This is a genomic window from Candidatus Saccharibacteria bacterium (assembly GCA_012965045.1).
In the GTDB taxonomy this organism is placed as follows: Bacteria; Patescibacteriota; Saccharimonadia; order Saccharimonadales; family DTSZ01; genus DTSZ01.
In genome coordinates this window covers 609,335-629,739 of the sequence record DTSZ01000001.1, presented here as the reverse complement: position 1 = coordinate 629,739, position 20,405 = coordinate 609,335, and the positions used below count along the sequence as shown (strand labels likewise).

Sequence of the window (20,405 nt, the reverse complement as noted above, 5' to 3'; positions counted from 1 at the left end):
AGTTAGAAGATGGAAGATGGGGAAAAAGATAAATTTAGTATCTTAGAACCAAGCAATCCCCTATTGAAAAAAGTAACTGCAGAGATCATTGATTATAAGTCGATTGCATTTAAAAATGCGCTCCTGCAAATGCAAAAAATTGCTGGAGTTATACAAGACCCAACACCCGGCACAAAAACTATGGTCGGACTGGCTGCCCCGCAAATTGGTTGGAACGCTCGGGTGATTTTAGTTGATATTGATGCAGACCCAAAAGCTGTTAATCCGACGCCAAATAATATTTTTATGATAAATCCTGTAATAACTTGGGCTAGTAGCAATCAAGCAGAAGATCGAGAAGGGTGTTTTTCGTTACCAGGCTATGGCGGTGTTGTTAAACGTTCTGAGGCGGTAGAGGTTCGTTGGCACAATGAATACGGTGAAGTTGTCATAAATAAATTCAGTGGATTTGTTGCACGGATCGTACAGCATGAAGTCGATCACTTGAATGGAATCCGTTGGTTCCAACGAGTCTTTAATCCAAAACATTTACATAAGGTTCCCGACGAAGAGTTTCAGAGATACCGTGATGAGTGGAGTAGATGGGATATGCCAGCAGACAGTAGTCAGATTAACTTGTTGATAAACGATACATAGAACACTACTATGTCCATTTTCGTGCCACTTAAATAAACAACGAACTTGACAGATTACAAAAGCAAAGAGTAGTTTTTATATAAAAGGAGCAAGGCAGTGTTTGTAGATTTAGATAAAAAGATGTCATTAACAGCAAAACCATGTGTCGGAGAGGGTGACTTATTTTTTCCTCCTGACGATTTGAGACCTGAAGGCATAAATGCACGTCGAAGCAGGGAAGAAATAGCAAAGGCTATATGCGACACTTGCCCAGTATTAGTGCGCAAGGCTTGTAGAGAATCTGCAATTAGGGACGACATTGCTGCTGGGTTGACTGGCGATGTCAGTGAACGTGACCAAATTTTAGGCGGAATGAACTTTCTTGAAAGAAGTCAGTATGTTGATGATCGCATCCGAGAACTTGTAGAATTTAGAGCGGAAGAAGTTGAGTTAGGAATTAATTAAGTCTAAATACAAAGCTGCGGTCCAGGAAAAACTGCTGATTCCGTGGCCCATGCCAGTCTGCGAATTGTAGTACTCCCATATGCCATTTTCTTCGACTAATTTAATTGTTGAATTGGCGAGGTCTTTAGCTTTTTTGGTATAGCCGTAGTTCTTTAGTCCTTCGATAATCATCCAGTTCATATTTACCCATACTGGGCCTTGCCAATAACGAATAGGGTCGTAGTCGTCGCGCGCTGTGTTGTTTGTGGATACCGGCTTAGGTGTGAAAAAGTTATTTGATTCAAGTTTTGTGACAATTTTTTTAGCATTTGATTTGGGGATAATAGAAGTTATGAGTGGCAGTAATTCTTCGATCGTTTCAATTGGAATTGATTGTTTGGTGTGCCAGTTGCGCGATAAATATGCTTGTTTGTCGTCGTTCCAGAAATCAGCAAACGCTGCGTCGCTACGGTCCATTGCTTGAGTTAAGTCGTCTGGCAGTGTGAGTTTTATTTTTTTCGCCAGAGTTTTTATAGCGGCATTAGACCGAATAAATATTGCGTTAAAGCTAACATCCTCAACAACGAAGCTATTTTTATCATATAAGATGGCTTCGGTTTTATAGAGCTTGCGACGATACCGGGCAATAAGTCGTGCAAACATCCAGTTTTCAACAGTTCGACTTCGCTCGGCAGCGCTCGTGACTTGAATGTCTTTACGAAGCTTGTGGTATACACCGCGTACAAAAGGGTTGGTCAAAAATATTTTTTCACTGGTATTCACAGGGAAACATTCACGCAGTGCTGCCATTAGTGCTGGGTTGTTGTCGAGGCCACTTTCCCACGGGTGAATAATTACAATGCGACCTGTTTGGTCAGGGTCACGGTCTGCATACAGCCACTGATGATAGCGAATTATCTGCGGCAGGTATTTTTCGATAGCTGCTTTTTGATCTTTTTTGGGCAGGCTATTTACTACCTTTTCGAACGCCCAAGCAATGACAGGCGGTTGCGTGATTGCACTGGTCCTCAGGCCGACAACACAGTCGTCACAGACATGTGACTTCCAAATATTGTAGCGTTGATGTCCGTGCTTGGCGCCACTAAAAATCATATGCGGCACCATACCATTTGGCCATTGGCCCCGTAGTAACAGTTTGATTTCTTCCAGTGCACGATCTGGACGGTGGTGCCGTAGGCCAATTGCATGAAAACACGAATCCCATAACCATTGGTGCGGGTAGAGTACTTTTGATGGCATAGTGTAGCCATCTTTAAAATTTATGTCTAAGACTTTTTTAGCTTGTTCAATTGTTTTCGTAGTGGTCGTCGATGTTGGTTGTTTTTTCTTTGCCCGTGGCACGGTCTAAGCCTCGTTGAGTTGGCTCAAAAGCTCCGACAAGCTTAATGTTGCCACAGCCACAACTGTGTCAGCGCCACCATAATAAATAAAAATTGTGTCGTCGCGAACAACTTGACCGCAACTAAAAATAACATTGTCTATCCAACCTTCAAGTTCCCACTGGGTTTCAGGTTCCATTATTGGCATAGCAGATCGCCCAATGATTTTTGTTGGATCTTTAAGATCTAGCAACGCGGCCCCCATAAGGTAGTGGTGATGCTCGTTAATGCCGTGGTAGAACTGCAACCAACCCTTTTCGGTTTTTATCGGCGGACCATTGATTCCAATTTTTAGACTGTCCCACATGCCTTTACGCGGTCCCATAACCTGGATACAGCGGTCAAGCTGATGCTTTTCAAAATCTAGTTCTGGTAGGGTGTCGGCGCATATATGGTGGTCAATTCTATGAAATACAAGGTACTGATCGTTTATTTTTTCACTAAAAATTGCAGCATCTTTGTCGTCGATGCCAACCGGACTAATTAGGTGAGGCTCGGTCCAAGATTGAAACTTGCGGTTTTTAAATTCTTCAATAGAAATCGAACTTGCTGCGACAGCCGGAGGGTCAACGCCATTGTAGCCTGTGTAGGTTACAAAAATTCGATCACCGATAATTTGGGCCCGCAAGTCTTCGCAGCCAGATATGCCGTCTGGTGGTTTAAGCTTTGACTCAAATTTAGCCCGCGGTATGTAGATTGGCTCATCAAGACGCTCGTCAATTGTGTAGCCATCTTTTGTAATTGCTAGGCCGCAAACAGATGTGTTGTCAGGCCCAAGCGCTCGGTAAAGAATATTTATTTCGCCGTCAATTTCTATTGCTGAAGGATTTAGGACATAGCTGCTTTCCCAGTAATTTTCTTCTTTAGCGAGTAGAATCGGATTGCCACTGTAGCGTTTCGCGTAACTTTTTCCTTCCATCTGCATAGATTCAAGCAGGTGTGACAGCCGCAATTTAGCAGAGGCGCAAGTTGTGTCGGCAGCTCCATAAAAAACTGTTAGGATGTCGCCATCCAACATAGCTCCGCTTGGAAAAACGATGTCTGGCAGTTGTCCATATTGTTCGTAGCTTTCTTCTGGCACCATAAATGGGTAGCGAGTACGGCCGATAATTTTTCGTGGGTTGTCTTTGTCTAATAAAACAGCTTCGATTCCAAAAACCTTGTCGTCGGTAAAGTAATCTTGGATGTGGCTGTAGATAAGGAGCCAGCCCGCATCAGTTTTTATTGGAGGTGCGCCAACTTCGCAGTGGTCAGTATCCACGCGGCGCAGGTCAATATTATGGTGTTCAACTTCTTCATACCAATTTGCCCACCAGTCATGATTTAAAAAATCATCAAAATTGTCACTTTGAGCTATAGCCATTTTAGAAGGTGGCTTGTCGCTATCTGCAGTCAAAATAACAGTCCATTTACCGTCGACTTTTTCTGGAAAAAGCGCCATGGCCTTAGCATTAAACGGTGTTACCAGTTGCCGGCTGTCGATTGTCTTAAAGTCTTTGGTGGTCGCCACGGCACATTTAATATTTTCAGCCGAATATGGAAAACCACTCAGAGCGGTGTAGAAAATATAGTATGTGTCATCAATTTTAGTTACCCGCGGGTCTTCGCAGCCATACATCTCCCAGTCTTCTTCGGGCTGTATAAGGACTTTGTATTCTCCGATGGAATGGTGTGTCTGAGGGTCAACCATTACATGTCCTATGGTCGATAGCTCGACGTTGTGACCCTTGTACAGGGCTTCGTCGGTCATTGCCCGAAATACTAAATGAAGCGAGTCGCCTACTTTAGCCGGCGAACAGTTAAACGCTGCCAACGCACGCCACGGCTCGTCGTTATTACTTTTTATGATTGGATTCTTTTTATTTCTGGTTACTGTAAACATAAACACTATTGTAGCAGCTTCTATGATGTGATGCTGCTATGCTAATGTCATGTTTTTAGAGCTAAAGTCTCAAGCCGACGTCGTTCGGCAATTTTTTTATAACAGAATGACAGCCTTGTTTATATGGGGTATTTTGGGAGAACTCTACAGTGTTGTTCTATTTGTCTTGAGCGGTTCTTTAACTTTAGTATTTTTAGACAAATTAGTTATAGCGTGTGCAACCATGGTAGGCATTACTGTTGCCAATGTTCTACTTCGCAAAAAAGGCTATGGTGTCGTTTGGGTATACGGGCGGTATCTTCGAACAGTACTTATATTTATTTCTATTTTAATCTGGCCACTACTTGAGCAAGACCCGTTTACATGGTTTTGGGTGCTGTCTGTGATGCGAGGAATAGACTCAGGTTTTTATCACACAAGCTCACACTATGTTGCTGTAAAAGAAATGAAAAGCAAACAGCGCAGCTATATATTTCAAGTTTCTGGAAGCTACGAAACAATCATGAGTGTATTTTTGCCACTGATAATTGGGTTTTTGCTGGATTTTGTCGTGGGCTACCGAGCGTTCTTGATTGTTGCCGCCCTGTTAAGCTTCCTGAGTCTATTTAAGACGTATCAAAACAATACTATTCCACCAAAAGCGCCGCTTTTATCAAAATCCTTCCTCAATAGCCTAAAAAATCACCCAGAATGGAAACGCTTTTTGCGAATTTATTTCATTGATACATTACAGGATGAATTACAAAGTCATTTTTGGAAGATTGCTCCGTTTTTAATACTAGGTAGCATTTTTGGCTACGGTGTTTTTGTAAGTGGAGTTGCCTTAATTGCAGCGATAGTTGTCTATGTACGGCGCCATGTGGAGCTAAAAGGTAACTTGCGGCTTGGGTATTACTTACATTCAATTAGGGTGGCAGCAACACTTGGTTTAGTGGCGTCCTGGCAAGCGCCTGCCCTGATTGGCAGAGCTGTTATTGAAAAAGGCGCACAGACAATAGAGAAGCCCATAGATGACGATTTAGACATTAGCTTACGCGAGGCTGTGCTTGGTAGTGATGTTCAAAGAAATACACTTCAACTTAATTATCTTCTTGAGGTGATTAAGTTTTCTACACGACTAGTTGGCTTAGGCTTCTTTATTGGGCTTATTCATATCTTAGACAACAGTGAGCTATTTTTGCGTACTGTGTGGGCGATTGTAACTTTTGGAGGACTAGCAACGTATTGGTTGCAAGTAAAACTATGGAAGACAATACAACCGGCTAACTAACCGTGACTTCTGCAGTTAGGTGAATTTCTTCTTCGTTCATTAGATGGTCCATGAACTCTTGCAGGGGAGTTGTTGCAACGCAGACGTGTCGGTCTCCACCGCCGTAATACACATGAAGTTGATCACCGATGATAGCCGCACCAGATGGGTAGGCAACGCCAGGTTTCCAGTTGTTTTCATAGTCAGCATCAGGTTCAAGAATTGGGGTATTGGTGCGCCGCAATACCTTACTTGGATCGTTCTTATCAAGTAACATAGCGCCAATTTTATATTTGTGACCTTCGCGTTTATCGACGGCGTGGTATATAACCAGCCAACCTTCATTTACTAAAATCGGAGTCGATCCCATCGAGAGTTTTTGACTGTCCCAATGACCGGGGCGAGTGTATATGAAGTCATGAGCTTCGAGCTCTTCATCAATACCAAGTCGTTCGATATCGTCAATATAATGAATGCCAACATGTGGCGGTTCTTTGAAGAAAATCACATATTTATCGTTAATTTTCTCTGGCAAGATTATTCCACTTTTTATAACACGAACTCCAAATGGTGGATTAACGTGTGGGCCAAATTGAGGGTTACTAATTACTTTTGGCCATGCCCATTTATCCCACCGATGATTTACAAAATCATCTATATCAATTGATGTTATACATAAACGCAAATAGGGGCTGCCGTCGTGGGCAACATAGGTCATGTAGACTTTGTCATCCATAAGTGTTGCCTTAGGGTCTTCGCAACCGCCCCAGCCGCCGCCGGAACCAAAGGCTTTATTCCATTCTTTATATGGCCGTTTGCCTCTACCAGCTTCAAACCATGCGCGTGGCCAGTAGCAAGGTTCGTTGTGCCGATAGTCTATTTCTGACCCGTCGGTTGTGCTGGCATAACCGACATGACTAACGCCGTACGGGTCAACAGCACGGTACAAAATATGCACCTTGCCTTCGTGGTGGACGACGCTTGGGTTAAATACCCCTGACGACTCCCAGTGTTCGCCACCTTCTGGGCTAAGCAACGGGTTTTTATGATGACGCTCTAGTTCGAATTTTGGTCGGCTAACTTCGTCTAGCTTAAGCGGTTGTTGGAGGTCGACGGTAAATAGACCGTTGGAGACAGAGCTACCGTATAAACGAATAGAATCGTTTTGTATGTCTGCACCAAGGAGTTCAATTTTTGACCTACCGGCGTTTGTGGCAGCCCATAACGGCCCTTCGCTGCGCCAGATTAACTTACCAGGGTTTTGGCGCGAAAATACAGCAAACCCAACATGAATAGTTTGCTGTCGCTTACGCATTGACTGCGACTCGTACAACACAGCAATTCCACTACTAATGTTTGCAACTGAAACTATTTTTAGAGACTTGTTATCAAAGTTATGTCGGCGTGGCTCTAAAACTGGGCGGTATGGCGAGTGCCAGTCTTTAAAGTCTTTTGTGACTGCAAAGTTAATGCTGCTGGTGTTGTAGAACAAGACGTATTGATTGTTGTATTTATACTCTGGCACAAACATGCCGTTAGTAGCACGTGGGTTACCTGTTCGTAGTGTTTTCCAGATTGCTAAGTCCCAGAGGTCGCCGGATTCTTCTTCTCGTGCAATGACTAAGCGGCCATTTTTGGTGTAGGTAAGCAGGTGGTCGTGAGCCACTTTTGCAAAACGGTAGTCGCTGGTGTCAGCAATTGATTCCGTTTTGTTTTGACCGGTGAATATTACCGGAGCATCAACGGACTCGTTAAAATGAAGACCGTCTTCACTGAGAGCTAGACCTAATTTTCCGTGGCCTCGGCGCTTTGACGAATATACCAGAGCGGCATGTTCTTGGTAACGAGACAACCCAAGTGGTGATATTACATTTTTTGGTAAGCGCATGTTTGACCTTTAGTTACCTTAAGCGTAACAAAATCAGCTGCTTTTTAAACTGTTAATCGTTGTAAAATAAATAACCTTTTACAGAATATAAAAATGATTGCATTAAATATGATGATTTTTTGCAGTTTTTAGGATAAACAATACTTGACATAACAGATAAAGACGCCTATGTTGAGCAAGATATGGAGAAGCAATTTTCGAGAGACACCGTCATTGTACTAGCCACCGACAGCAAAGATGTGGGTGATTCATTAAGTATTGCCATTGATAAGCTTGAAAAAAAACTCCGCCGTCCTTTGCAACGTGTTTGGCTTATTGATAAGTCACAAAAAGCTAATAAGAGTGTTTTTCAAAAAGATTTTACAAAAATTGAAATAAATCTTAAATCACCAAAACAAATTCATGAAGCACTTCTACCATACTTACACCGCGTAATTGCTATCACTTGTCGGTCAGAGGACTTGTTGGAGAATTTTAAGCGGGTTATACCCCATGTCCCATATACATTAACGCCGACTGAAACGTCGATTAACTGGTCGACCGACAAATTACTGATGCGTCGACGTTTTACCGAATACGATAAAAAAATTACACCGGCTTATACCATTGCTACCGACATTAGCGACAAGACTATTTCAAAAATCAAACGAAAAGTTGGTTTTCCGCTGGTAATTAAGCCAAGCGGGTTAGCCGCCAGTGTATTGGTGAGTATTTGCTACCACGAAGAAGAGTTAGTATCTAATTTAAAACGTACCCTACGACAGGTTAAGGCAGCACATAAGTCATATGCTGGGCGTGGTGAACCAAAAGTACTAATCGAACAGTTTCTAGAAGGCACTATGTATTCAATAGATGGCTACGTTGATAATACTGGTCGTGTAGATTTTGTGCCGCCGGTACACATAAAGACAGGCCGGGCGATTGGTTTTGATGATTTCTTTGGCTACAAGCAAATGACCCCAGTTAAGTTGCTGGCGCGTAAAATTAAAGACATGGAACAGGTGGCTGCAAAAGGCGTTCACGCTTTAGGACTACGCAACACAATAGTTCATGTTGAGGTAATAAAGACTGAACTAACGGGCTTTAAAATAGTCGAAATAGCGTGCCGGATGGGTGGATTTCGTCAGAACCTGTATCAATTATCATACGGATTTGACCATGCCTATAACGACCTTTTGGTTCGGACTGGTCGAAAGCCAATAATTAAAAAGAAACGACAAGGCTATACAGCTAGCATGAAGTTTTTCTCAAACAAAGAGGGCCGACTTGAAAAGATTAATGGAATGAACAAAGCACGTGCTTTAACCTCGTTTTATAATTTAAAAATAAATAAAACCAAGGGTGACATGTGTAAATTTGCTAAAAACGGCGGCAAGAGCGTCTTTAACATTACGTTGCACAATAAATCACGATCGGATCTACTGGCAGATATTCGCCGGCTTGAACAGGCCGTAAAAATCGAAGTCACTCCAGTGAAAACTAAAAAAGCATAATCGTTTATACTGATGCTTAGATATGTCATCTGATTTTTTATCACTATTTGTAGTTTTATTTTTTACAGGCGTTTCAATAATAAAACGCGTATCGGTCCAAACAGTTCTACTGGTGTTGCTGAGCAGCATGTTACTCGGTATCAGTTTTGGACCAGATTTATTGAATTTTTTATCTTCTCAAGCATCTATCTTTGAGACAGACAATGCTAAGTTGCTGGTGTATAGCCTGTTAGTTTTTGGGCCGACCTTTTATGCATACTGGCATTTTCGTGGCGGGGGTCGATTTAATCCAGTGGAGCGCATAATTGTATCGGCCTTCTTTGCGTTTATGTTGATTGTGGCGACCACTAATACGTTTATACTTGCCGGCTTTGAAGATCCGTTTAGAAACTCTTATTTTGCGAACCAACTTAATAGATTCAGTGGTTTAGTGACTCTTATGTCGTTTGGTGTTGCCTTCTTTGAGGTGATGAGTCAAACAAACCCAGGACTACTACGAGCACGAAAGAGTCGTCGTCGATCAAGAGCAAAAAAATAATAGAGTTGAAAAAACAGAGGTGGCATGCTAGCATTTTGTGAGTAAAAGTTACATTCTCTTATTCTCGTAGCTTTTTACATACGAGGGTCCATAGCTCAGCTGGTTAGAGCACCTGCCTTTTAAGCAGGGTGTCGTGGGTTCGAGTCCCACTGGACCCTCCAATTTATGAATCCGCCGAATGGCGGGTTTTTAAATTGGAGAGTTTTACTGGGTCGAAGCCACGACACGTAGTGTCGGGGGTGAAAACTGCTGGGAGCAGTTTGCAAGGAAACTTACTCTTCAAAACTTGTTTTGAAAGACGTAGTTTCGGGCCCGCAGAATGTGGGCGAGTCCCACTGGACCCTCCATATAAAAACACCTATCTCGCCGTAGGTGTTTTTATATGGTCAAAATCATAACTCAAATGAGAATGCCGCAACTAATGTTGTAGCATTTTTGTTATAGTTAAGTCATGAGTAAAAAAGTTAAAATTACTATCATTGCTTTATTGATTGCAATAGTAGCTGGAGTTGGTTTATTTTTAGTAATGACTAAGCTTGTCAAACATGAGAATGTATCTGAACCTACGAATGGGGAGTTGAATATACAACTAGGATTACACAAAAGCATCTATTCAATAGGTGAATCAATTACCTTCAAGTCATTCATTAACAACCCAACAACAAGTGCAAAAACATATACGTTTTCTTCCACATGTACCGAGGGTACGTTTTATATAAATGAACAACCAATTGGTCTGTACTATGCCTGTGGTGATGCGCTTACAGATATAAATATCGGCTCAAACAAAACCATCACGTATGAATACCCTTTTACGCTGGTAGATGACTTTTCTCACGATATAAGCAGTGATTACATCGGATTTAGTGACGAATTAAAATTGCCACCGGGCGAACATCAAGCAAAACTCCAATGGCAAGGTTTCGAATCGAACATTCTAACTTTTAACGTTGAGTAGTTGCAGATTTATTTTAGTTGCAATAACGATACATACGTCCCTCCAATTTAACGCCCGCCTTTTGGCGGGTTTTAAATTGGACAGTTTTAATGACTCGAACCCAGTTGGGTGAGAAATGCATGTCTGCTTCTCGCAAGACCGGAGTGCGCCGGCGCTAGAGTACGATCGAAAAGATTTTTCACCAGAAAAATACTTTTGGCGAGTCCCACCACACCCCTTATCCTATAGTTTTAACTTCCTAGACTAAATGCCGTTGCACATATCGTAAGTGCTTTTCACGGGCTGGGGTAAAGTCTCCTTTTCGCAGACCATTGCGGCTAATCATTTTGCTGACTCGTTCGCTGCCGATGTAGTGCGGCATCATCACATACGTTGCTCCCATTTCGTATAGCTCTGCGGCTTCTTCGGGGTTTTCGCTGCGGGCAATAATAATAGCCTGTTTGTTCTGGCTATGAGTATATTCGGTCAAAAACAAGTTTGTTTGAAAGTCCAAAACCGTTGAAATAACTAATTTTGCGTGGGCTATATCGATTTCTTCTAAAAATTCTGCGTCAGACGCATCGCCGTAGGCGTGTGGTAGGCCAGCATTCTTTAGCGCATCGGCCGCTTCTGGGTCGTAGTCAACAACTAAAAAGTCTTTCTTGAGCTTTTTAAATCCACGGACGAATTCATGCCCGCCACGCGCATAGCCAAATAATATAATTTCTGGAGATTTGCCAAGTTCTTTTTGCTTGAGTGGTACTTTTTTGCGCTCAAACATGCTAAGACGTTTTTCTAGCACGCTATAGAGTTTGTTGTCGTAGAGCATCATGTATGTGCTGCCAGCAATTGTAATAAGGCCTACAATGGTTACAACTGAAACAATTTCTTGACTGATTTGGTTATATTCGAGTGCCAAAAGTATTAGGACTAATGAAAACTCGCTGATTTGAGCTAAGTTCAGGCCAGCTCGAAAACTGGTTTTCTTGGTGTAGCCCAAAAAGCCCATGATTATCATGATAATTAGCGGGTTGCCAAACAGAACGAATAGCGCAAGCGATACCCCCGGAAGAAGTAATGCACCAGGGTTTGTAAATTCTAGTCGAGCGCCAAGAACAATAAAGAAAATAATAATAAAGAAGTCACGGAGTGGCTTGAGGCGAGAGCTCATTTGCTGGGCATATGGCTGAGCGGCAAGGGCTACGCCGGCAAACAAGGCACCGACTTCAATTGATAGCCCAGCCATTGAAAACAAGCTGGCGATACCAAAACCCCAAGCCACAGAGAAAATAAATAAATATTCTTGACTATCGCTAATAAATTTTTCAATTCGCGGCAGCAAATAGGTCCCAGCACAGTACACACCAACACCAAGCAGAATTGCCCAGCCTAGTGTTCTTGAAAGCTCAGGTAGCGGCAGCGAGCCGGAACCCATACCAGCAACTGCGATTAATAACATGGTTGCCACAAGGTCTTGAACTAACAAAATACCAGTGGTTATTTTGGCGTATAACTGGGGGGTGTCGCGTTTGTCAGAAATTATTTTAAGCGCAATAATGGTGCTGCTCATGGTCAAGGCGATAGCAATATAAAAGCTTTCTTTGGGGGTAAAGCCAAGTAGATTGCTAATCGCATATCCAAAAAGGGCCGTAAAAATTACCTGCCCAAGACCAATAATTATTGCGGCTTTACCGATTTCGCGTATAACTCTTGGGTTTAGGCCCAGGCCAATAATAAACAGCAGCAAGGTAATGCCAAACGACGATAATTCATTAATTTGGTCTGGTGAGTTTATAGCGTTAAGTAAATAAGGTCCTAGCAGTAGTCCGGTAAAAATATGACCGATAATTAATGGTTGCTTCAGTAACTTCATGACAGCAGAAACAGTTCCCGCTACAACGAGAATTAAACTAAGTTCTGTAAATAGATCGTGATGCATTTGTTTGGGCTTGTGTTTTTTATTTTGCTAACCTGCCATTACTATGCCTTATCTGTTACGCCTGGGTCAAGTTCGCTTTCGGCGAACTACAAAAATTCAGATATTTTTATTAACATTTTTGCTTGGACTGTGGTGGGCGGCGCACTGGCCGACTATTTCGGCAACGATCCTATTACTTGGAATAGTGAGCGGGCCTTTAGTTTTTACAAAGAAATTGCCAGCAATAGTAGCAGCGCTGTTACTGGGATTGAGCCTTGGTTTTATTCGCGGACAACAGGAAATTAGTGCCACTAACGTATACGAAAAACTAGTGGGACAATCGGTGATTATAGAGGGAGTGGTCGAAGATGATCCTGTCTACAATAGATTTTTTCAAAGAGAATTTCACATAGGGCAGGTTGTGTTCGAAGAAAATAAGTTGCCGGGTAGGGTAGAAGTTTCTGGTTTTGGTATAACGAGTCTACAGCGCGGCGACAGGGTGCAGGTGCGCGGCACGATTAAATCGGGCTATGGAAGCGATAATGCTGATATTTCGTTTGCACAAGTAGATGTTCTAGCCAGAACAGACAGCCCAATAAACTCAGTTCGTAAGAACTTTTTTGCCGGCACGTACAGCTCATTACCAGAACCCGAGAGCAGTTTAGGCCTCGGTTTTTTAGTTGGTGGCAGAACCTTGCTGCCAGATGATTTATTGAGTGCACTTAGTGTTACGGGGCTAACTCATATTGTTGCGGTTAGTGGTTACAACCTTACTATTTTAGTGCGTTTGATGCGGCGTAGCTTGGCAAAATTTTCTAAGTACTGGGCTGTCAGTGGCTCTTTTGCGTTAATTATTAGTTTTATCGCCATAACAGGTATAAGTCCGTCAATTGCTCGTGCTGGGGTGGTGACCAGTCTGGCCTTGCTGGCGTGGTATTGGGGGCGAAAAGTCAGCCCGACTATGCTGCTGTTATTGTCCGGCGCAATCACAGCTGGGTTAAATCCGCAATTTTTATGGAGTGATCTTGGTTGGTGGCTGTCGTTTCTGGCATTTATTGGCGTGCTTATATTGGCGCCACTGGTTACAAAACGCCTGTACGGCGACAAAAAACCAAACACAATTATGCAAATAGTGCTTGAAACATCATGCGCCCAGTTATTAACTATGCCGCTAATTGGCGCTATTTTTGGAGAATTTTCGTTAATTGCAATTTTGGCCAATGCGATTATTTTGCCGTTAATTCCGTTGGCCATGCTTTTGACATTTATTGCCGGTCTTAGCGGTTGGCTCATAACCCCACTCGCTGGTTGGTTTGCTTGGCCAGCTCGATTTATTTTAGAACTCATAACTTCGCTGGTGACATTGTTAGCGCAAATTCCTTATGCGCTGGTAACCATTAATTTATCGACAGTTGGCATGATTGGTGTTTATGCATCAATCCTGGGTGTCATTTTAATTCTTTATAAAAAATCTGGTAGCCAACTAAACGCCAGCGAAGTGATTGAGTAGGTAAGCCTTTCACCTTTGACCTTTCACCTTTATACTAATTTGCATGGCTGGACATTCTAAATGGGCAAAAATCAAACGAGACAAAGGCGCTAACGACGCTAAGCGCGGCGCTATATTTACTAAGCTCGGTAACGGCATAGCAATTGCTGTTAAGTCTGGCGGCAAAGACCCCGACATGAACCCGACACTGGCGCTTGCAATTGAAAAAGCCAAACAATCAAATATGCCAAACGCTAATATTGAGCGGGCTATTAAACGTGGTGCCGGCGAACTTGGCGGAGCCCAAGTAGAAGAAGTAATGTATGAAGGCTACGGCCCCGCAGGTGTGGCTGTGTTGATCGAATGCGCAACCGATAACACTAACCGTACACTTACATTTGTAAAAACTGCCTTTACCAAAAACGGCGGTAATTTGGCCGAAAGTGGCGCCGTTAGCTATTTATTCGACAGAAAAGGTGTAATAACAATCAAAAAGACTGGCGATGACGACAGCGACCAATTAACGGCAATTGAAGCAGGCGCAAGCGACATTGCTGACTCTGACGACTCATGGATTGTGTACACCGAGCTCCAAGATCTTGGCAAAGTGCGAGACACTCTAAAATCCGAAGGCTTTACCGTGACCGATGCCACTGCCAGCTACGAACCAAAAGCAACAATGCTAATTGACGACGAAGAAAAACAACAAAAAGTGATGAAGCTTATGGACGCACTTGATGAGCTTGATGATGTTGTCGAGACTTATACTAATTTTGACATAGCCTAATGAAAGTAATCGCTAAGGACGTCAACGGCAAACAGCATAAAGTAGATTCAACAGACCTAGAGTTTAGGCCGTCAATTTATGGCATTGTAATTCATGAGGGAAAGATTTTGCTTTCGCCTCAATTTGAAGGTTACGACTTGCCAGGCGGCGGGATTGAGCTTGGCGAAACCCACATTCAAGCTGTAGAGCGAGAAGTAAAAGAAGAAACCGGTATAGAGGCCACGTTTCAGAGTTTTGTTGGTTTTGAAACTAGTTTCTATAAACCTCATAAACCAGGCAGCCCTCCATTTCATTCGTTAATGATTTATTGCAAATGCAATTACGTCGGTGGTGAACTTTCAGTTGATGGTTTTGATGAGGACGAAAAGGAATATGCTAAATTTCCGGAATGGGTGAATCTAAAAGATTTGAACAACATAAGAATTGCTAGTAGTGTTGACTGGCGAAAATACGTAATTTAATGAAAATCCTCGGCATAGATCCAGGCACCGGTATAACTGGTTTTGGCGTGATCGAAGTTATTAAAGCTAAGCCAAAAATGCTTGATGCAGGAGTGATTCGAACCAAAGCCCATCAGCCCCAAGGCGAGCGACTGCAAATTATTTTTGATTGTGTAACGGAATTAATTCAAGAGCATACACCAAGCACCCTGGCGATCGAAAAGCTATTTTTTAACACAAATATAACGACAGCAATGACAGTAAGCGAAGCCCGTGGAGTTGTTTTACTTGCCGCTGCCAAAGCGAATTTACAGATAGCAGAGTACACACCGCTGCAGATTAAACAGGCTATGACCGGTTATGGTAAGGCGGAAAAAATTCAAGTTCAAGAAATGGTAAAAACTCTGTTGAAACTAAAAGACATTCCTCGACCCGACGACGCAGCCGATGGCCTAGCCGTAGCCCTAACTCACGGATTTACAATCTAAATTAACCAGTCGCTGAATTATCAATACCGGTGCAGCGCTCGGACTATACAAAATTTTACGATCGTTAATTTTTGTATAGTTAGTCGATGTAGTTTTTGAAATTTGCGCTAAAATTCATGTCGCCCTTAATGGAGCTGACGATAAATAGCTGTACGTAATCTGGGTAGTTGTCTAGTAAATCTTCTAAGAGTTTTTCGCAGGCGTACGGCGTAATCCATAGACTTCGCTGCAATAAAGTAAAGTCCGCTTGCTTAATAAGGGCACGTAGTTCATTGCGAAGTTGACGTTCGGTTTCTGGAACATCGTAACTTAGTAGCCTCCATTTATTGTCCCATGGCTGGCTTTTAAGAAACTTAAAGTCAGTGATCCGTATTAGTTTTTGTAGCTGCAGTACACCGGCAGAGGTTACCGTTAATTGACCATTTTCTTCTTCGATAAACTGCGATGATCGAGCCCGCAAAATTACAGAATTTACGCGTAAATTAACGAGACGGTTAGATAGGTCAAAATCGAGTTTTGTGAGGGTGTTTTTTAACGTGTCTCGGCTTAAGCCACCAGCATCTTTTAATAGCTGAAGGCATGTTTTTAGGATTTGAGCACTGGCTTGGTCTGCTGCTCGCGTTGACATGATTAGAGTATACAAATTTTTACGATCGTTAAAAAGTGTATATTTGTTATACTTTGGGCATGATTTCGTATCTTTCAGGCTCTGTTGTTTTTGTTGGAAAATCAAAAGTTACCATTAATGTTAATGGGGTTGGTTACGGCGTGCATGTCAGCCGAGAAGACCTTGATCACATTAAACTTGCCCAATCACTTGAGGTGTTTATTTACGAGCATATACAAGAAAAAGCGCATGATTTATATGGGTTTAGCAGCACCGATGCCCTTAATTTGTTCGAAGATTTAATTAGTATTAACGGAATTGGCCCAAAAGCAGGGTTAGCTATCCTTGACTTAGGTCCTGTTGCCTCAATCAAGCAAGCTATTGCGAGCGGTAATAATGCCTACATTTCTGGCGCCAGCGGAGTTGGCAAAAAAACCGCCGAGCGTGTTGTTGTAGAGTTGCGCGATAAATTAGGCCAAGATGTCTTGTACGAAAAAGCTACAATGGGGAACTCGCAAGGAAACGACGAAGCGCTGCAAGCGTTGATCGCACTTGGCTATAGTTCTCAGCAGGCCTTGCAAGCCCTAGCTAATGTTGACGCTGAAGGTACCGAGGCCCGAATACGAGCGGCTTTGAAGGAGCTAGCATGAGTATCGACAGAATAGTTAATGCCACCAGCGACGAACCAGAAGACAACGAAGAAGTCGCTGTAGAAAACAGTCTGCGGCCGCAAGATTTTGCGAGCTATATTGGCCAAGAACGACTAAAGAAAAACCTTCAACTGGCTATAAAAGCTGCTAAGCAACGTGGTGATGCCGTTGACCATGTTTTGTTGTTTGGCCCACCGGGTCTAGGCAAGACGACCATGGCTTGGGTGATAGCTAACGAAATGGGTGTTCAGCTAAAAGCAACCAGCGGTCCGGCCATTGAACGAGCTGGTGATTTGGCTAGTATGCTGACGAATCTACAGGAAAACGACATCCTGTTTATAGATGAAATACATCGGCTAAATCGTACCGTGGAAGAAGTTTTATATTCGGCAATGGAAGATTTTAAATTGGACATTATGCTCGGTAAGGGGCCGTCAGCTCGAAGTTTGCGATTAGATCTGCCTAAGTTTACGGTAATTGGAGCAACGACCCGTGCCGGAGCGCTTAGCGCACCGCTCCGTGATAGGTTTGGCATAGTGCACCGCTTAGAATTTTACGAAATTGCGGAAATGGTACAAATCATTCAACGAGCGGCCGGAATTTTAGAGGTGGAGCTGGCTAGAGAAGCAGCAGTAATTTTAGCTCAACGAGCTCGCCTAACGCCGAGAATCGCGAATAGGCTGCTTAAACGAACGCGCGACTATGCTCAGGTTGAAGGGCAGGGAATTATAACCCATCAGGTTGCCGTCGATGGTTTAAACCTGCTTGAAGTTGATGAGCTTGGCTTAGACCCAGCCGATCGGCGTGTGTTGGAAGCAATTATTGATAACTACGGCATGAAGCCTGTTGGACTCGACACGATTGCTGCGCTGACCGCCGACGAGCGTTCAACAATTGAAGACTTTTATGAGCCATTTTTAATGCAAATCGGTATGCTGCAGCGAACACCCCGAGGAAGACAAGTCACTCACAAGGCATATAAGCACCTAAACCGACCAATTATAGATAGCTTAAGCGGACAACAGCAATCAGATCAATCTGATGACGGGCAAAATTCTTTACTTTAAATACGCTTATAGGTCCGGATTACCCATATTTGAGTACCAGTACCACTTATGTCTGTACCAAAAGTGACAGCAGCTGAGTTTCTAAGATGAATTGTCTGTCCAACTAGTGCGCCAATTGACCCACTGTTAAAAACAGTAAGTTTTGTCCATCGAGCATAAAACAAGGTATTTGGCGCGCTCAGAGAATTATTGATCGTAATAGTTTCGAGGTCTTTAGAGGATTCAAAATCTGGGCCAGTGACGTTACTACAGTCTGGTGAACAAGGAGCAGTACTGTAGTAGCCAATGATATTAGCTCCTACATCGAAGTTGTTGGCTATAATTTCTGTGCTATTCATAAAATCTATGTCGTCACCATCGATCATGATGTAGGGAGTAGTTGATACTAGATCGTCAACAATAATTTTCCCTTGATTACGCATCGTGAAATCGCCTGTTATCCAAATATCGCCCTCGATAATTACTGTGCATTTTTTTGAAACAGTAACATTGCCATTGATTTTTGTATTAGCTTCCCAGATTTCCACTCCGTTGTTACTGGTGCACGAGGCATCGTTGCCAGAGCGCTCGGTAGTAATAGCCGCTATTTGGGTATCTCGCTCGTGGGGCGGTAACTCTCTGTCTGCGACTGTCTGGTTTGGAACCAGGCCGCCATCACTCATGCCAGATCCGTCTGTTTGGTTTGTGGCCCGGACATCACCGTATATATGGGCTGAGTTATTCATAGTAATGGGTTCACCGTTTTCACCATCTGCACATTGTTGTGGGTATGTTGCATCGGGTGGGTTTGGGCATGAGAAATGAGCTACTTCTACACTGACAGGATTAACGCTAAGCCCAATTTGCGAACTATTGTTCATGGTTAAGGTGCCGTTAATAAATACACTTCCAGCAACTACTTTTGAGCTGTTGTCCATAACCAAGCCACCATTGCCAGTAATGATAGAGGCATCACCGAAGACAACGGGGCTTAGGTCAACCCTAAAACTGCGAGTAGCTTGCAAGCTATTGTCGCTTAGCCGGTAGGAACGGCCGGTAATTTCAAAGTATTTTTCATCAACTGCAGGGTTGTACACTTGCGAAGTGAAGGTGGTTCTAAACGTTCCGTCATTGTGGAGCTCTATTTCGTCAGGATCGGTATCTGCATCCAAACCATCGGTTCCAAGCCAGGTTGGGTCTTGGCTGATTTTGTTCATTGAATAGTCAATGCCTCCGTCTGCTGCTAATTGGGCGAGGACGATGGTTTTATCAGCAATAGCAGTAGAATAACTACTTGAAGCAAGCTGCAAAAACGATGCAGCCACCACAATTAAGAACGTAATAAGAACGACAATACTCGGAAGAATAAAGCCTTTTTCGGTCGTGTTATGTAGGGTGTGTGGCATCAAAAATCCTCGTTGTTTCTTAATGTCATTCGTATTTGGTTTTCGGCCGTTCGTGGTTCACCAAATCCGCTTCTTTGTAGAGTAATATTGATTACTAACGAACGAGCTAAGCTCGGAGATGGCGTCTCGTCGTTGTTCTGGTCAAAGAAGTCGAAATTCATTGCTGCATAATGGGACGTAATGACTTGATCGGGCGGACAACTTGGTGAACTAACAGCTTCAGGGCAGCTTGTTTCTTCGGCAGGAGAGCTGCTGGATGCACCGCCTGGCACTAACGTTCTTCTGAAAAGCGTGGTGTCTTCTACAAAATACACATACTCTGTTTGGTATGGTGAGCCGGTGTTTGGGTCGATTATAAAATCACCATCGGCATTCATTGTCGGGGTAGCAATTATGATTACTACATCTGATTCAGATGTTTGCCAATTGCCTCCTGGTGCATTACTGTCAGGGACTAAATTTTGTTGACGGATGGCTGAACCTGTCCGTATTTCTTCAACGATTTTTCTAAGAATAGTTTGCGATTCATTAGTTAGATTAACCTGAGCACCATTGTTTAAGGTTGCGCCAAAATAACTCGTAAAAAGCTGAAATATCGCTACGATCACTACACTCGTCACCACCAGAGCTACCAGTAGCTCTGAAATAGTAAAGCCAGCTTGGTGAGTGCTGTCGTTATTGTCCAACGCCAAGCTCCGATATGTACGTGGTGTAGTTGAGGTTTTCTGTGTCGCCATTTACATCATATGCAAGGTTAATCTCGACTTGTTTCAGGCCGGTCTCAGGTGTGGACACCGTGTAGCTTGCCACTGGATTTATTAACTCATCAGGGAGGTCACTGGTGTCTATACTGAAAGTGCCGTCCCCAGCGCTATCCAGATTCAAATAGCCAATACTCCGAATTTCCTCGGTCTTGTTTTCGGCAGCAGCATTTGCAATCGCTAAGGCTCTTGATCGGGCGCTAAGTCGATTTAGATTGATAATTGCATTACTAGCAACAGTCAGCAAAATAACCGCAACCACGATTGCAACTATAAGTTCAGTTAGGGTGAAGCCGTTGTCATCTTTAAGCATAATAATGTGTATACTAATTAGAGTATAACTAAAACTACTAGTAAGCACTACCAT

Annotated in this window: 20 protein-coding genes and 1 tRNA gene; 13 read left to right on the top strand and 8 right to left on the bottom strand. The window is 43.0% G+C overall.

Annotated features, from left to right (window positions below; translation table 11 throughout):
• Positions 1-9: 9 nt before the first annotated feature.
• Together EYO12_03220 and EYO12_03215 are read left to right on the top strand one after the other, a co-directional pair.
• Positions 10-636 (top strand): peptide deformylase, encoded by a 627-nt coding sequence (locus tag EYO12_03220; GenBank protein HIA92099.1) that lies wholly within the window; start codon positions 10-12, stop codon positions 634-636.
• Positions 637-732: 96 nt separating this feature from the next.
• On the top strand, positions 733-1,080 hold the full coding sequence (locus tag EYO12_03215) for a WhiB family transcriptional regulator (protein ID HIA92098.1): 348 nt from the start codon (positions 733-735) through the stop codon (positions 1,078-1,080).
• Here EYO12_03215 and EYO12_03210 read toward each other — a convergent pair.
• Positions 1,066-2,421: a hypothetical protein gene (locus EYO12_03210; protein HIA92097.1), complete on the bottom strand. Its 1,356-nt coding sequence runs from the start codon at positions 2,419-2,421 to the stop codon at positions 1,066-1,068. The two genes, EYO12_03215 and EYO12_03210, sit on opposite strands and share 15 nt — an antisense overlap.
• Before the next feature lie 3 nt (positions 2,422-2,424).
• On the bottom strand, positions 2,425-4,341 hold the full coding sequence (locus EYO12_03205; GenBank protein ID HIA92096.1) for a hypothetical protein: 1,917 nt from the start codon (positions 4,339-4,341) through the stop codon (positions 2,425-2,427).
• A 49-nt stretch (positions 4,342-4,390) separates the two neighbouring features.
• Here EYO12_03205 and EYO12_03200 point away from each other — a divergent pair, with 49 nt between their 5' ends.
• On the top strand, positions 4,391-5,611 hold the full coding sequence (locus EYO12_03200; protein HIA92095.1) for a hypothetical protein: 1,221 nt from the start codon (positions 4,391-4,393) through the stop codon (positions 5,609-5,611).
• Here the strand turns inward: EYO12_03200 and EYO12_03195 are convergent.
• Positions 5,604-7,478: a hypothetical protein gene (locus EYO12_03195; protein HIA92094.1), complete on the bottom strand. Its 1,875-nt coding sequence runs from the start codon at positions 7,476-7,478 to the stop codon at positions 5,604-5,606. The genes EYO12_03200 and EYO12_03195 overlap by 8 nt on opposite strands.
• A gap of 182 nt (positions 7,479-7,660) precedes the next feature.
• Between EYO12_03195 and EYO12_03190 the strand changes: the two genes are divergently transcribed.
• The 4 genes from EYO12_03190 (at position 7,661) to EYO12_03175 (ending at position 10,467) form a co-directional block, all read left to right on the top strand.
• Positions 7,661-8,971 carry an ATP-grasp domain-containing protein gene (locus EYO12_03190; GenBank protein HIA92093.1) on the top strand — a complete coding sequence of 437 codons (1,311 nt, stop codon included), beginning with the start codon at positions 7,661-7,663 and terminating at the stop codon, positions 8,969-8,971.
• 22 nt (positions 8,972-8,993) lie between these two features.
• Positions 8,994-9,509 (top strand): hypothetical protein, encoded by a 516-nt coding sequence (locus tag EYO12_03185; GenBank protein HIA92092.1) that lies wholly within the window; start codon positions 8,994-8,996, stop codon positions 9,507-9,509.
• 84 nt (positions 9,510-9,593) lie between these two features.
• Positions 9,594-9,670, top strand: a tRNA-Lys gene (locus EYO12_03180).
• A 290-nt stretch (positions 9,671-9,960) separates the two neighbouring features.
• Entirely contained in the window at positions 9,961-10,467 is a 507-nt protein-coding gene (locus tag EYO12_03175) for a hypothetical protein (protein ID HIA92091.1), read from the top strand.
• Between the two features lie 238 nt (positions 10,468-10,705).
• On the opposite strand, the gene EYO12_03170 is transcribed toward EYO12_03175, so the two are convergent.
• Positions 10,706-12,385 carry a sodium:proton exchanger gene (locus EYO12_03170; protein ID HIA92090.1) on the bottom strand — a complete coding sequence of 560 codons (1,680 nt, stop codon included), beginning with the start codon at positions 12,383-12,385 and terminating at the stop codon, positions 10,706-10,708.
• Positions 12,386-12,428: 43 nt separating this feature from the next.
• Between EYO12_03170 and EYO12_03165 the strand changes: the two genes are divergently transcribed.
• From EYO12_03165 to ruvC, 4 genes are read left to right on the top strand one after another with little or no spacing between them, the layout of a single operon-like run.
• Positions 12,429-13,874 carry a ComEC family competence protein gene (locus EYO12_03165; GenBank protein HIA92089.1) on the top strand — a complete coding sequence of 482 codons (1,446 nt, stop codon included), beginning with the start codon at positions 12,429-12,431 and terminating at the stop codon, positions 13,872-13,874.
• Between the two features lie 43 nt (positions 13,875-13,917).
• On the top strand, positions 13,918-14,640 hold the full coding sequence (locus tag EYO12_03160) for a YebC/PmpR family DNA-binding transcriptional regulator (GenBank protein ID HIA92088.1): 723 nt from the start codon (positions 13,918-13,920) through the stop codon (positions 14,638-14,640).
• Positions 14,640-15,101 carry an NUDIX domain-containing protein gene (locus EYO12_03155; protein ID HIA92087.1) on the top strand — a complete coding sequence of 154 codons (462 nt, stop codon included), beginning with the start codon at positions 14,640-14,642 and terminating at the stop codon, positions 15,099-15,101. Before EYO12_03160 ends, EYO12_03155 begins: the two co-directional genes overlap by 1 nt.
• A complete protein-coding gene (gene ruvC / locus EYO12_03150) occupies positions 15,101-15,568 on the top strand; it encodes a crossover junction endodeoxyribonuclease RuvC (GenBank protein HIA92086.1) in 468 nt (155 codons plus the stop codon). The genes EYO12_03155 and ruvC overlap by 1 nt, the downstream gene beginning before the upstream one ends.
• 79 nt (positions 15,569-15,647) lie before the next feature.
• Here the strand turns inward: ruvC and EYO12_03145 are convergent, their stop codons facing one another.
• Positions 15,648-16,196 carry a hypothetical protein gene (locus tag EYO12_03145; GenBank protein HIA92085.1) on the bottom strand — a complete coding sequence of 183 codons (549 nt, stop codon included), beginning with the start codon at positions 16,194-16,196 and terminating at the stop codon, positions 15,648-15,650.
• Positions 16,197-16,255: 59 nt separating this feature from the next.
• Here EYO12_03145 and ruvA point away from each other — a divergent pair, with 59 nt between their 5' ends.
• Both ruvA and ruvB read left to right on the top strand, forming a co-directional pair.
• A complete protein-coding gene (gene ruvA, locus EYO12_03140) occupies positions 16,256-16,825 on the top strand; it encodes a Holliday junction branch migration protein RuvA (GenBank protein HIA92084.1) in 570 nt (189 codons plus the stop codon).
• Complete coding sequence (gene ruvB, locus EYO12_03135; GenBank protein HIA92083.1) at positions 16,822-17,892, top strand: Holliday junction branch migration DNA helicase RuvB; 1,071 nt, start codon at positions 16,822-16,824, stop codon at positions 17,890-17,892. The genes ruvA and ruvB overlap by 4 nt, the downstream gene beginning before the upstream one ends.
• On the opposite strand, the gene EYO12_03130 is transcribed toward ruvB, so the two are convergent.
• The 3 genes from EYO12_03130 to EYO12_03120 are packed head-to-tail and all read right to left on the bottom strand — an operon-like array spanning position 17,889 to position 20,405.
• Positions 17,889-19,277, bottom strand: coding sequence for a hypothetical protein (locus EYO12_03130; protein HIA92082.1), 1,389 nt, complete (start codon positions 19,275-19,277; stop codon positions 17,889-17,891). The two genes, ruvB and EYO12_03130, sit on opposite strands and share 4 nt — an antisense overlap.
• Positions 19,277-20,014: a prepilin-type N-terminal cleavage/methylation domain-containing protein gene (locus tag EYO12_03125; GenBank protein HIA92081.1), complete on the bottom strand. Its 738-nt coding sequence runs from the start codon at positions 20,012-20,014 to the stop codon at positions 19,277-19,279. Before EYO12_03125 ends, EYO12_03130 begins: the two co-directional genes overlap by 1 nt.
• Positions 19,953-20,405 (bottom strand): prepilin-type N-terminal cleavage/methylation domain-containing protein, encoded by a 453-nt coding sequence (locus EYO12_03120; GenBank protein ID HIA92080.1) that lies wholly within the window; start codon positions 20,403-20,405, stop codon positions 19,953-19,955. Before EYO12_03120 ends, EYO12_03125 begins: the two co-directional genes overlap by 62 nt.